The 13,950-nt window shown below is 58.4% G+C and carries 10 protein-coding genes and 1 pseudogene; all 11 read left to right on the top strand.

The features are described from left to right. Positions 1-97 precede the first annotated feature (97 nt). Positions 98-1,174: an S-methyl-5-thioribose-1-phosphate isomerase gene (mtnA, locus tag ACZZ0D_RS04865; RefSeq protein ID WP_212549005.1), complete on the top strand. Its 1,077-nt coding sequence runs from the start codon at positions 98-100 to the stop codon at positions 1,172-1,174. A gap of 424 nt (positions 1,175-1,598) precedes the next feature. Next, entirely contained in the window at positions 1,599-4,373 is a 2,775-nt protein-coding gene (gene gyrA / locus ACZZ0D_RS04870) for a DNA gyrase subunit A (protein WP_463552573.1), read from the top strand. A gap of 231 nt (positions 4,374-4,604) precedes the next feature. Next, entirely contained in the window at positions 4,605-5,690 is a 1,086-nt protein-coding gene (gene serC, locus ACZZ0D_RS04875; protein ID WP_053122464.1) for a 3-phosphoserine/phosphohydroxythreonine transaminase, read from the top strand. Beyond that, positions 5,690-6,784, top strand: a pseudogene (gene pheA / locus ACZZ0D_RS04880) (prephenate dehydratase). The gene serC and the pseudogene pheA overlap by 1 nt, the downstream one beginning before the upstream one ends. A 13-nt stretch (positions 6,785-6,797) precedes the next feature. Next, positions 6,798-7,910, top strand: coding sequence for a histidinol-phosphate transaminase (gene hisC / locus ACZZ0D_RS04885; RefSeq protein ID WP_463552574.1), 1,113 nt, complete (start codon positions 6,798-6,800; stop codon positions 7,908-7,910). A gap of 28 nt (positions 7,911-7,938) precedes the next feature. Beyond that, positions 7,939-10,146 (top strand): bifunctional prephenate dehydrogenase/3-phosphoshikimate 1-carboxyvinyltransferase, encoded by a 2,208-nt coding sequence (locus ACZZ0D_RS04890; RefSeq protein ID WP_463552575.1) that lies wholly within the window; start codon positions 7,939-7,941, stop codon positions 10,144-10,146. Continuing rightward, a complete protein-coding gene (cmk, locus tag ACZZ0D_RS04895; RefSeq protein WP_159811537.1) occupies positions 10,143-10,832 on the top strand; it encodes a (d)CMP kinase in 690 nt (229 codons plus the stop codon). The genes ACZZ0D_RS04890 and cmk overlap by 4 nt, the downstream gene beginning before the upstream one ends. 118 nt (positions 10,833-10,950) lie before the next feature. Then, a complete protein-coding gene (gene rpsA / locus ACZZ0D_RS04900; protein ID WP_463552576.1) occupies positions 10,951-12,633 on the top strand; it encodes a 30S ribosomal protein S1 in 1,683 nt (560 codons plus the stop codon). Between the two features lie 197 nt (positions 12,634-12,830). Beyond that, positions 12,831-13,109 (top strand): hypothetical protein, encoded by a 279-nt coding sequence (locus ACZZ0D_RS04905; RefSeq protein WP_212543750.1) that lies wholly within the window; start codon positions 12,831-12,833, stop codon positions 13,107-13,109. Positions 13,110-13,254: 145 nt separating this feature from the next. Then, a complete protein-coding gene (gene ihfB / locus ACZZ0D_RS04910) occupies positions 13,255-13,551 on the top strand; it encodes an integration host factor subunit beta (RefSeq protein WP_003189779.1) in 297 nt (98 codons plus the stop codon). Between the two features lie 30 nt (positions 13,552-13,581). Next, positions 13,582-13,821: a lipopolysaccharide assembly protein LapA domain-containing protein gene (locus ACZZ0D_RS04915; RefSeq protein ID WP_463552577.1), complete on the top strand. Its 240-nt coding sequence runs from the start codon at positions 13,582-13,584 to the stop codon at positions 13,819-13,821. The last annotated feature ends 129 nt before the right edge of the window (positions 13,822-13,950 follow it).

The following is a 13,950-nucleotide window of genomic DNA, read 5'->3' on the forward strand; positions in this document are numbered from 1 at the left end:
TCCAGTGCTTTTGTAAAGGATGGCGAAGTATACCCGAGCGTCTTCGCGGGGGGATCGCTATAATCGGCGGCTTTTGTTCATGAGTGCGGGGTGTGGGATGCGCGATCGACTGTTGGCTGCGGAGAAAGTGAAGGCCATCGATTGGCGAGACGGCGCGCTGCACCTGCTGGATCAGCGTATTTTGCCGTTCGAAGAAACGTGGATTGCCTACACCAGCGCCGCCGGCGTGGCCGAGGCGATTCGCTCGATGGTGGTGCGTGGCGCGCCGGCCATCGGCATCAGTGCGGCCTATGGCATCGTGCTCGCCGCGCGTGCGCGGATCGCTGAAGGTGGCGACTGGTACGCGGCGCTGGAAGAGGATTTCGCCTTGCTGGCTGATTCCCGTCCGACTGCGGTCAATTTGTTCTGGGCGCTCGGCCGTATGCACGATCGCCTGGATCGCGTGAGAGAAAACGCCGATCCGTTGGCGGCGCTGGAAGCCGAGGCGATCGCTATTCATGAAAGCGACCGCGAAGCCAACCTGACCATGGCGCAGCTCGGCGTCGACCTGATCCGCAAGCATCAAGGCAATGCGCAGGCGATTCTGACCCACTGCAACACCGGCGCGCTGGCGACGGGCGGTTTCGGTACCGCGCTGGGTGTGATTCGCGCAGCCTTTATTGAAGGCATGGTCGAGCGCGTTTACGCCGACGAAACCCGTCCGTGGCTGCAAGGCTCGCGTTTGACCGCGTGGGAACTGGCCAACGAAGGCATCCCGGTGACCCTGAACGCCGACTCCGCTGCTGCACACATCATGAAAACCAAAGGCGTGACCTGGGTGATCGTTGGCGCCGACCGCATCACTGCCAATGGCGACGTGGCGAACAAGATCGGCACCTATCAACTGGCGGTCAACGCCATGCATCACGGCGTGCGTTTCATGGTGGTGGCGCCGAGTTCGACCATCGACATGAACCTGGCCAGCGGCGACGACATCCCGATCGAAGAGCGCGATGGCGCCGAGTTGCTGGAAGTCGGCGGCAAGCGCGTCGGTGCCGACGTTGAAGCGTTCAACCCGGTGTTTGACGTGACGCCGGCGGATCTGATCGACGCGATCGTCACCGAGAAAGGCATCGTCGAGCGCCCGGATACCGCCAAAATGGCCCAGTTGATGTGCCGCAAACGCCTGCATTGATTGGCTGTGGCGCATGGAAGACCGCTATCGCGAGCAGGCTCACTCCTACAAGGCCTTGTGTCGAACGCAGAACCTGTAGGAGTGAGCCTGCTCGCGATGAGGCCCTAAATGTCAATAAACATCGTTAAACCGAGCCCCATTTCTGCATTCAAAGAAGCTCTAAGCCTCTCTCGTCCCCGTTAAGCCTGTCACCGGTCAACTAACTATGCTCCATGCGCATCTGGGGGATAGGTGCGTGGCGGCCTTTGTGATAACATCCGGCGTTTTCCGAGGCAGCTTCACGAAGCTGTCTTTACTGCGCAAATCCACGCTCCAATGTTGATTTGTCGTAAGTCGGCGCATGGCACTCGGCCGGCCCCGACGAGCTTCGTTGGTCCCATATGGATATGACGAAGTTTCACCAGAAAAAGGAATCAGGCTTCTCATGGGCGAACTGGCCAAAGAAATCCTCCCGGTCAATATCGAAGACGAGCTGAAGCAGTCCTACCTCGACTACGCGATGAGCGTAATCGTCGGCCGTGCACTGCCGGATGCGCGCGATGGCCTCAAGCCCGTGCACCGTCGCGTACTGTTCGCGATGAGCGAGCTGGGTAACGACTACAACAAGCCGTACAAGAAATCTGCCCGTGTTGTCGGCGACGTGATCGGTAAGTATCACCCGCACGGTGATACCGCGGTGTACGACACCATCGTTCGTATGGCCCAGCCTTTCTCCCTGCGCTACCTGCTGGTAGACGGTCAGGGCAACTTCGGTTCGGTCGACGGCGACAACGCTGCGGCGATGCGATACACCGAAGTGCGCATGACCAAGCTGGCGCACGAGCTGCTGGCTGACCTGCACAAAGAAACCGTGGACTGGGTGCCGAACTACGACGGCACCGAAATGATCCCGGCGGTCATGCCGACGCGTATCCCGAACCTGCTGGTCAACGGCTCCAGCGGTATCGCCGTGGGCATGGCGACCAACATCCCGCCGCACAACCTCGGTGAAGTCATCGACGGTTGCCTGGCGCTCATCGACAACCCTGAGCTGACCGTCGATGAACTGATGCAATACATCCCCGGTCCGGACTTCCCGACCGCCGCGATCATCAACGGTCGCGCCGGTATCATCGAAGCCTACCGCACCGGTCGCGGGCGTATTTACATGCGCGCTCGTTCGATCATTGAAGACATCGACAAGGTCGGTGGCCGTCAGCAGATCGTCATCACCGAACTCCCTTACCAGTTGAACAAGGCGCGTCTGATCGAGAAGATCGCCGAGCTGGTTAAAGAGAAGAAGCTGGAAGGCATCACCGAACTGCGCGACGAGTCCGACAAGGACGGTATGCGCGTCGTGATCGAACTGCGTCGCGGCGAAGTGCCTGAGGTGATCCTCAACAACCTCTACGCCCAGACCCAGCTGCAATCGGTATTCGGCATCAACATCGTTGCGCTGATCGACGGCCGCCCACGCATCCTGAACCTCAAGGATCTGCTGGAAGCCTTCGTCCGTCACCGTCGCGAAGTGGTTACCCGCCGTACCGTGTTCGAACTGCGCAAAGCGCGCGAGCGTGGTCACATCCTCGAAGGTCAGGCCGTTGCCCTGTCGAACATCGACCCGGTTATCGCCCTGATCAAAGCGTCGCCGACCCCGTCGGAAGCTAAAGAAGCGCTGATCAGCACGCCGTGGGAATCCTCGGCCGTGGTCGCGATGGTTGAACGTGCCGGTGCCGATTCGTGCCGTCCGGAAAACCTCGATCCGCAATACGGTCTGCGCGAAGGCAAATACTTCCTGTCGCCAGAACAGGCGCAAGCCATTCTGGAGCTGCGTCTGCACCGTCTGACCGGTCTGGAACACGAAAAACTGCTGGCCGAGTATCAAGAGATCCTTAACCAGATCGGCGAGCTGATCCGCATCCTCAACAGCGCTGTGCGCCTGATGGAAGTGATTCGCGAAGAGCTGGAAGTGATTCGTGCCGAATACGGCGACGTGCGCCGCACCGAGATTCTCGATGCCCGTCTCGATCTGACCCTGGGTGACATGATCCCGGAGGAAGAGCGCGTTGTAACCATCTCCCACGGTGGCTACGCCAAGACCCAGCCATTGGCTGCGTACCAGGCTCAGCGTCGTGGCGGCAAAGGCAAATCGGCGACCGGCGTCAAGGATGAGGACTACATCGCTCACCTGCTGGTTGCCAACAGCCACACCACGCTGCTGCTGTTCTCCAGCAAAGGCAAAGTGTACTGGCTCAAGACCTACGAAATCCCGGAAGCGTCCCGCGCTGCCCGTGGTCGTCCACTGGTCAACCTTCTGCCATTGAGCGAAGGCGAATACATCACCACCATGCTGCCGGTAGATCTCGAAGCCATGAAGCGTCAGGCTGAAGAAGAAGAGGCTGAAGGCGTTGAGGTTGATGTAGAGGAAATCGAAAACAACAACGAGACCGACGAAGAACGTCGTGCCCGTATCAAGGCTGCTGATCGTAAAAAAGCGCCGTTCATCTTCATGTCGACCGCCAACGGTACGGTCAAGAAGACGCCGCTGGTGGCCTTCAGCCGTCAGCGCAGCGTTGGTCTGATCGCGCTGGAGCTGGACGAAGGCGACATCCTGATCTCCGCGGCTGTCACCGACGGCGAGCAGGAAATCATGCTGTTCTCCGACGGCGGCAAAGTTACGCGCTTCAAGGAGTCCGAAGTTCGCGCCATGGGCCGTACCGCCCGCGGTGTGCGTGGCATGCGTCTGCCAGAAGGGCAGAAGCTGATCTCCATGCTGATTCCGGAAGAAGGCAGCGAAATTCTCACTGCTTCGGCGCGCGGCTACGGCAAGCGTACGGCGATCACCGAGTTCCCTGAGTACAAGCGTGGCGGTCAAGGCGTTATCGCCATGGTCAGCAACGAGCGTAACGGCCGTCTGGTCGGTGCGGTTCAGGTGCAGGACGGTGAAGAGATCATGCTGATCTCCGATCAGGGCACCCTGGTGCGTACCCGCGTCGACGAAGTGTCGAGCCTGGGCCGTAACACCCAAGGTGTGACGCTGATCAAACTGGCCAAGGATGAAACCCTGGTCGGTCTGGAGCGGGTTCAGGAACCTTCGGAAGTCGAAGGCGAAGAGCTTGAAGGGGAAGAGGGCGAGGAATTCGAAGGCACTGTCGTAAACGACGATGCCGGTGAAGACCAGCAACTCGACGCCGCAGCAGACGAAGAACCGCAAGAATAAGCGGACAAGCAAGGGGGCGGATGAGAATTCGCCCCCTTGTTATTTGTCCGGTATGAAATATCGACACCCATGAAGATCCAGTGTGGGAGCGGGCTTGCTCGCGAAGACGGACTGACATTCAGCGAAGATGTTGCCAGTCCTACCGCTTTCGCGAGCAAGCCCGCTCCCACATTCGATTCGTGTCGCTGATGTTGTAATGCGTGATACCACCAAATCAGAGCGAGATTGGATGTGAGCAAGCGAGCCTATAACTTCTGCGCCGGTCCTGCGGCGCTTCCTGAAGCTGTCCTGCAGCGCGCCCAGGGTGAACTCCTTGATTGGCACGGCAAGGGTCTGTCGGTCATGGAAATGAGCCATCGCAGCGATGAGTTCGTGTCCATTGCCACCCAGGCCGAGCAGGATCTGCGTGACCTGCTGAATATCCCGTCGAACTATAAAGTGCTGTTTCTGCAAGGTGGCGCCAGCCAGCAATTCGCGCAGATTCCACTGAACCTGTTGCCTGAAGGCGGGTCTGCCGACTATATCGACACCGGTATCTGGTCGCAGAAAGCCATCGAAGAAGCCTCGCGCTACGGCCACGTCAACGTCGCCGCCACCGCCAAGCCTTACGACTATTTCGCCATCCCGGGCCAGAACGAGTGGAACCTGTCGAAAGACGCCGCTTACGTTCACTACGCACCGAACGAAACCATCGGCGGTCTGGAATTCCAGTGGATCCCGGAAGTCGGTGACGTGCCGCTGGTGGCTGACATGTCTTCCGACATTCTGTCGCGCCCGGTCGATATCTCGCGTTTCGGCATGATCTACGCCGGCGCCCAGAAAAACATCGGCCCGAGTGGCATCGTCGTCAACATCATCCGCGAAGACTTGCTCGGCAAGGCGCGCGCACTGTGCCCGACCATGCTCGACTACAAAGTCGCGGCGGATAACGGCTCGATGTACAACACCCCGCCGACCCTGGCCTGGTACCTGTCCGGTCTGGTGTTCCAGTGGCTGAAAGAGCAGGGCGGCGTTGACGCGATCGCCAAACTCAACGACGTCAAACAGCGCACGCTGTACGATTTCATCGACGCCAGCGGCCTCTACAGCAACCCGATCAACAAATCGGATCGCTCGTGGATGAACGTGCCATTCCGTCTGGCCGATGATCGTCTGGACAAGCCGTTCCTGGTCGGTGCCGAAGCGCGCGGTCTGCTCAACCTCAAGGGCCACCGCTCCGTGGGTGGTATGCGCGCCTCCATCTATAACGCTGTCGACATCACTGCGGTCAACGCGCTGGTGGCGTACATGGCTGAATTCGAGAAGGAACACGGCTGATGTCCGAGCAAGAACTCAAGGCACTGCGCGTTCGCATTGACGCTCTGGACACCAAAGTCATGGAGCTGATCAGTGAGCGTGCGCGTTGCGCCCAGGAAGTCGCGCGAGTAAAGATGGCCTCGCTGGCCGAAGGCGAAGTGCCGGTGTTCTATCGTCCTGAGCGTGAAGCTCAGGTGCTCAAGCGTGTGATGGAGCGCAATCAGGGGCCGCTGGGCAACGAAGAGATGGCGCGGTTGTTCCGTGAAATCATGTCGTCGTGCCTGGCGCTCGAGCAGCCGCTGAAAGTGGCTTACCTCGGCCCTGAGGGCACCTTCACCCAAGCCGCAGCCATGAAACACTTTGGTCACGCGGTGATCAGCAAGCCGATGGCGGCGATCGACGAAGTGTTCCGTGAAGTTGCTGCCGGTGCGGTGAATTTTGGCGTGGTGCCGGTGGAAAACTCCACCGAAGGCGCGGTCAACCACACGCTGGACAGCTTCCTCGAACACGACATGGTCATCTGTGGCGAAGTCGAGCTGCGCATTCACCATCACTTGTTGGTCGGTGAAAACACCAAGACCGACAGCATCAGCCGCATCTACTCCCACGCGCAGTCGCTGGCCCAGTGCCGCAAGTGGCTGGACGCGCACTATCCGAATGTCGAGCGCGTCGCGGTGTCGAGCAACGCCGAAGCGGCCAAGCGGGTTAAAGGCGAGTGGAATTCGGCGGCGATTGCCGGTGACATGGCGGCCGGTCTGTATGGCCTGACGCGTCTGGCCGAGAAGATCGAAGACCGTCCGGACAACTCGACGCGCTTCCTGATGATTGGTAACCAGGAAGTGCCGCCGACCGGCGACGACAAGACTTCAATCATCGTGTCGATGAGCAACAAACCCGGCGCGCTCCACGAGCTGCTGGTGCCGTTCCATGACAACGGAATCGACCTGACCCGCATCGAAACCCGTCCGTCGCGCAGCGGCAAATGAACCTACGTGTTCTTCATCGACTTCGTCGGCCACCACCGTGATCCGTTGATCAAAGGTGTGCTGGAAAAGATCAGTCAGGAAGCAGTAGCACTCAAAGTGCTGGGTTCCTACCCGAAAGCAGTTCTCTAAGGGGCGGTAGCAAATGAGTGGCAACTTCCTCGCTCTGGCACAGCCGGGCGTGCAACAACTTTCGCCGTACGTTCCGGGCAAGCCTGTGGACGAACTGGCGCGCGAGCTGGATCTGGATCCGGCAAAAATCGTCAAACTGGCGAGCAATGAAAATCCGCTGGGCGCCAGTCCAAAAGCCTTGGCGGCGATCCGCGAAGAGCTGGCCGAGCTGACCCGTTATCCGGATGGCAACGGTTTCGCGCTGAAATCGCTGCTGGCCGAACAGTGCCGCGTAGACCTGAATCAGGTCACGCTGGGCAACGGTTCCAACGACATTCTTGAGTTGGTCGCGCGCGCGTATCTGGCACCGGGCCTCAACGCTGTGTTCAGTGAGCACGCGTTTGCGGTATACCCGATCGCCACTCAAGCGGTCGGCGCGCAGGCCAAAGTGGTGCCGGCGAAGGATTGGGGGCACGATCTGCCTGCAATGCTCGCGGCCATCGATGCCAACACTCGCGTGGTTTTCATTGCTAACCCGAACAACCCGACCGGCACCTGGTTCGGCGCTGAAGCGCTGGACGAGTTCCTGCAGGATGTTCCGGAGCATGTGCTGGTGGTGCTCGACGAGGCTTACATCGAATACGCCGAAGGCAGTGATTTGCCGGACGGTCTGGATTTCCTCGCCGCTTACCCGAACCTGCTGGTGTCGCGCACTTTCTCCAAGGCTTATGGTCTGGCGGCATTGCGCGTTGGCTACGGCCTGTCGACCCCGGTTGTTGCTGACGTGCTGAACCGCGTTCGCCAGCCGTTCAACGTCAACAGCCTCGCGTTGGCAGCAGCCTGCGCAGCGCTGAAAGACGAGGAGTATCTGGCGCAAAGCCGTCAGCTCAACGAGTCGGGCATGCAGCAGTTGCAGGCCGGTTTTCGTGAGCTGGGTCTGGGCTGGATCGAGTCGAAAGGCAACTTCATCTGCGTCGATCTCGGCCAAGTTGCAGCCCCTGTGTTCCAGGGTTTGCTGCGCGAAGGCGTGATCGTGCGTCCAGTGGCCAATTACGGCATGCCGAACCACCTGCGGGTGACCATCGGTCTGCCGGCGGAAAACAGCCGCTTCCTCGAAGCGCTGCGCAAGGTTCTGGCTCGTGGGTGATGTCACTGCAATGCAATCTGCTGCACCTATGATCGGTCGCCTTGTGGTGGTCGGTCTGGGGTTGATCGGTGGTTCGTTTGCCAAAGGCTTGCGTGAAAGCGGTGTGTGCCGCGAAGTGGTCGGGGTCGATCTCGATCCGCAATCGCGCAAGCTCGCGGTTGAGTTGGGTGTGGTCGATCGTTGTGAAGATGACTTGGCGGCTGCATGCCAGGGCGCTGACGTGATTCAGCTGGCGGTGCCGATTCTGGCCATGGAAAAAGTGCTCGCGCGTCTGGCGAGCATGGATCTGGGTCAGGCGATTCTGACCGACGTCGGTAGCGCCAAAGGCAATGTGGTGCGCGCGGCAACCGAAGCGTTTGGCGCGATGCCGCCGCGTTTCGTGCCGGGCCATCCGATCGCCGGTTCCGAGCAGAGCGGGGTGGAAGCCTCCAATGCCGAACTGTTCCGTCGTCACAAAGTGATCCTCACGCCGCTTGAGCAAACTGATCCGGCTGCATTGGCTGTGGTTGATCGTCTGTGGCGCGAATTGGGCGCCGACGTCGAGCACATGCAGGTCGAGCGTCACGATGAAGTGTTGGCCGCGACCAGTCATCTGCCACACTTGTTGGCTTTCGGTCTGGTCGATTCGTTGGCCAAGCGCAATGAAAACCTTGAGATCTTCCGTTACGCTGCCGGTGGTTTTCGCGATTTCACAAGAATCGCCGGAAGCGACCCGGTGATGTGGCACGACATCTTTCTCGCTAACCGCGAGGCTGTTCTGCGCACACTCGATACATTTCGCAGCGACCTCGACGCCTTGCGCGACGCGGTCGATGCAGGGGATGGGCACCAATTGTTGGGCGTTTTCACGCGCGCCCGGGTTGCCCGCGAGCATTTCAGTAAAATCCTGGCCCGCAGGGCCTATGTGGACGCTATGAATTCCAACGATCTGATCTTCCTGGCTCAACCTGGTGGCCGCCTGTCCGGTCGGATTCGCGTACCGGGCGACAAATCCATTTCCCACCGTTCGATCATGCTCGGTTCGCTGGCCGAAGGCGTTACCGAAGTCGAAGGCTTCCTTGAGGGCGAAGACGCCCTGGCGACCTTGCAGGCGTTCCGCGACATGGGCGTGGTCATCGAAGGCCCGCACCACGGCCGCGTGACCATCCACGGTGTCGGCCTGCACGGTCTGAAACCGGCGCCGGGCCCGATCTATCTGGGCAACTCCGGTACCTCGATGCGTCTGCTCTCCGGCCTGTTGGCTGCGCAGAACTTCGACAGCACTTTGACCGGCGATGCCTCGCTGTCCAAGCGTCCGATGAATCGCGTGGCCAATCCACTGCGTGAAATGGGCGCCGTGATTGAAACCGCGGCTGAAGGTCGTCCGCCGATGACTATTCGTGGCGGTCACAAGCTCAAAGGCCTGACCTACACCATGCCGATGGCCAGTGCTCAGGTGAAATCCTGCCTGCTGCTCGCCGGTCTGTACGCTGAAGGCAAGACCACTGTGACCGAGCCGGCTCCGACTCGCGATCACACCGAGCGCATGCTGCGCGGCTTTGGCTACCCGGTCAGCGTTGAAGGCGCTACGGCTTCGGTTGAATCCGGCGGTAAGCTGACGGCAACTCACATTGAAGTTCCGGGCGACATCTCGTCGTCGGCGTTCTTCCTTGTAGCGGCCTCGATTGCTGAAGGTTCGGAGCTGGTGCTTGAGCACGTCGGCATCAACCCGACCCGTACTGGCGTTATCGACATCCTGCGTCTGATGGGCGCGGACATCACTCTGGAGAACCAGCGTGAAGTTGGCGGTGAGCCTGTGGCTGACCTGCGCGTGCGGGCAGCTAAACTCAAAGGCATCGAGATTCCGGAAGAGCTGGTTCCACTGGCGATCGACGAATTCCCGGTGCTGTTCGTGGCGGCCGCCTGTGCTGAAGGGCGCACCGTACTGACCGGCGCTGAAGAGCTGCGGGTCAAGGAATCCGATCGTATCCAGGTCATGGCGGACGGTTTGCTGGCGCTGGGCGTCAAGTGCGAACCGACCCCGGACGGCATCATCATCGACGGCGGCCAGATCGGCGGCGGCGAAGTGCATGGTCACGGCGATCACCGTATTGCCATGGCTTTCAGCGTGGCCTCGCTGCGCGCCACTGCACCGATCCGCATCCATGATTGCGCCAACGTCGCGACATCGTTCCCGAACTTCCTCGCATTGTGCGCGCAGGTCGGTATTCGTGTGGCACAAGAGGCTCAGTCGTGAACAACATTGCACCGGTCATCACCATTGATGGGCCAAGCGGCTCGGGCAAAGGCACCGTAGCCGGGATTCTGGCCAAGCGTCTGGGCTGGAACCTGCTGGATTCCGGTGCGCTGTACCGTTTGCTGGCATTTGCTGCGCACAACCATGGTGTTGATCTGACCAATGAAGAGCTGCTGAAGAAACTCGCCGCTCATCTGGATGTTCAGTTTATTGCGGCGACCGACGGTCAGTTGCAACGCATCATTCTGGAAGGTGATGAGGTCAGCGATGTCATCCGCACTGAAAGCGTCGGTTCCGGTGCTTCTCAAGTGGCTGCATTGCCGGCCGTACGCGAGGCGCTGCTGCAGCGCCAGCGGGCTTTCCAGGAAGCGCCGGGCCTTGTCGCGGATGGTCGCGACATGGGCACCGTGGTTTTTCCAAGCGCGCCGCTGAAGATTTTCCTGACCGCCAGTGCCGAGGAGAGAGCGCGCCGTCGATATTTGCAGTTGAAGGGCAAAGTCGAGGGTGTTAGTCTGTCGAGTCTGCTAGATGAGATCCGTGCACGCGACGAGCGTGACACCCAGCGAGCGGTAGCCCCGCTTAAGCCGGCGGCTGACGCCATACAGCTGGATTCCACGGAGTTGTCCATCGATCAGGTGCTTGAACGCATCATGAGCGAGATCGCCATTCGCGATATCGCCGGGTGACCAAGAAGGCCACAGGGACCAGTCATAGTCCTGCGGCGCTTCTTCTATATGAAACTAACCCACACCGTCTGGGGTGTGGAGATGGGCGTATCCTTCGCCCTCATTTACAGGAATTAAAATGAGCGAAAGCTTTGCGGAACTCTTTGAAGAAAGCCTAAAAACCCTGAACCTTCAGGCAGGCTCCATCATCACCGGTGTTATCGTTGATATCGATTACCAAGCTCGCTGGGTAACCGTTCACGCTGGCCTGAAGTCTGAAGCACTCATCCCGCTTGAGCAGTTCTACAACGACGCTGGCGATCTGACTATCAATGTCGGTGACGAAGTTCACGTTGCTCTGGACTCGGTTGAAGACGGTTTCGGTGAAACCAAGCTGTCCCGTGAAAAAGCCAAGCGCGCTGAGTGCTGGATCGTTCTGGAAGCAGCCTTCGCAGCTGAGGAAGTGGTCAAGGGCGTTATCAACGGTAAGGTTAAAGGCGGCTTCACTGTCGACGTTAACGGCATCCGTGCGTTCCTGCCAGGTTCCCTGGTTGACGTCCGTCCAGTGCGCGACACCACGCACCTGGAAGGCAAAGAGCTGGAATTCAAGGTCATCAAGCTGAACCAGAAGCGCAACAACGTTGTCGTTTCCCGTCGCAGCGTCCTGGAAGCCGAGAACTCCGCCGAGCGTGAAGCTCTGCTGGAATCCTTGCAGGAAGGCCAGCAAGTCAAAGGTATCGTCAAAAACCTCACCGATTACGGCGCATTCGTCGATCTGGGTGGCGTGGACGGCCTGCTGCACATCACCGACATGGCCTGGAAGCGCATCAAGCATCCTTCCGAGATCGTTAACGTTGGTGACGAAATCGACGTTAAGGTTCTGAAATACGATCGCGAACGCAACCGTGTTTCCCTGGGCCTGAAGCAACTGGGCGAAGATCCATGGGTTGCTATCAAAGCCCGTTACCCAGAAAGCACTCGCGTTACCGCTCGTGTAACCAACCTGACCGACTACGGCTGCTTCGCTGAGCTGGAAGAAGGCGTTGAAGGTCTGGTACACGTTTCGGAAATGGACTGGACCAACAAGAACATCCACCCTTCGAAAGTCGTACAAGTCGGCGACGAAGTGGAAGTTATGGTTCTGGACATCGACGAAGAGCGTCGTCGTATCTCCCTGGGCATCAAGCAGTGCAAATCTAACCCATGGGAAGATTTCTCTGGCCAGTTCAACAAGGGCGATAAAATCTCCGGCACCATCAAGTCGATCACCGATTTCGGTATCTTCATTGGTCTGGACGGCGGCATCGACGGTCTGGTTCACCTGTCCGACATCTCCTGGAACGAAGTTGGCGAAGAAGCTGTTCGTCGTTTCAAGAAGGGCGACGAGCTGGACACCGTTATCCTGTCGGTTGACCCAGAGCGCGAGCGCATCTCCCTGGGTATCAAGCAACTGGAAAGCGATCCGTTCTCCGAGTACGTTCAAGAGAACGACAAAGGCGCCATCGTTAAAGGCACTGTGAAAGAAGTTGACGCCAAAGGCGCCATCATCGTTCTGGCCGACGATATCGAAGCGACTCTGAAAGCCTCCGAAATCAGCCGTGACCGCGTTGAAGACGCGCGCAACGTTCTGAAAGAAGGCCAGGAAGTAGAAGCCAAGATCATCAGCGTTGATCGCAAGAGCCGCGTAATCCAGCTCTCCATCAAGTCGAAAGACGATGCTGAAGAGAAAGAAGCTATCCAAAGCCTGAAGGCTGAAGAAGCTCCTACTGGCGACACCACCATGGCGGCACTGCTGCGCCAGGCAATGGCCAAACAGAACTAAGTTCTGCTTGATCATTAAAAAGGGCGACTTCGGTCGCCCTTTTTTGTGCCTGCGATTTGGTGGAGGGGCACCTCTCGCGTGAAACCAATCTTGTTACTCAATTGTCTGTTTCTTTATTCGGATCAATCGTCTATTCGCGACTAGGCTTAGGCTGAAGATCGCAGTAGTCGGGCAGATTGCCTGGCATAAGGAAGTGAATGAACAAGTTTATCGTGTTGGTCGGTGTGCTGATGTTGGCGGGCTGCGCCACGAGCGCCAAGACGCATGTGGTGCGCGGCGTCAGCGGCATCGAGGTCGATTGCTCGGGATTGGGCTCGAGTTGGGAGAAGTGTCAAAAGCGCGCCACAAAAGAATGCAAAGGCGCAGGCTACAAGGTCATTACCAGATCCGATGATGCCAAGGATGATGATCAGTATCCTTTTGGCTTCAATCCTGCGGGTTACCTGACGCGCACGATGTTGGTGATGTGTCGATAGGGTGGCCGTTTATAGAGCTTGTGCCCTGAAAACGGGCGTTTCAATGCGCAGGAAGATATGTCAATCCCTGGGCTGTTCAAAATCTTCCGGGCGTGCTAAAACCTTTCAAGCGCTGATCTAGCTGCTTGAAAAAGAAGGGAAAAATATGACGAAGTCGGAGTTGATCGAACGAATTGTCACCCATCAAGGGCTGCTCTCATCCAAGGATGTGGAGTTGGCCATCAAGACCATGCTTGAACAAATGTCTCAATGTCTGGCTACCGGTGATCGCATCGAGATCCGTGGTTTTGGCAGCTTCTCCTTGCACTATCGCGCGCCGCGCGTTGGGCGCAATCCTAAAACCGGTCAGTCTGTGAGTCTGGACGGAAAATTCGTTCCGCATTTCAAACCAGGTAAAGAACTGCGCGATCGTGTGAATGAGGAAGAGGAGGAGGGGGTTTGATCTTCGCTCTGAGTTATCAAGGAGGCATGCGTGCGTAACCTTAAGCGTATTGTTCTCGGTGTTTTTGCTTTATTGCTGGTACTGGTGATTTTGGCTTTTATCCTTGAAAACCAGCAGTCGATAGAGTTGATGTTTTTGGGGTGGTCGGGGCCGGCGCTTCCAGTTTCCCTGGTTGTCGTTGCAGCACTTCTCGTGGGTATGTTGATCGGGCCTATGCTCGCTTGGCTGCTTGGGCGTTCATCCAGAGCGGCGCGCAAACGCCTCGTCTAGCAAACGGGGCTGTTACGTCCATCGAGTCGCCTCACTGCTTGTCTATATCCATTAGTAAAACGTTCATTAAGCTGTAAAATGCAGCCCTTGTTCGATAATGGAAAATTCCCAAAATCGATTCAGACTGAC

Source organism: Pseudomonas sp. AC193 (genome assembly GCF_979258075.1).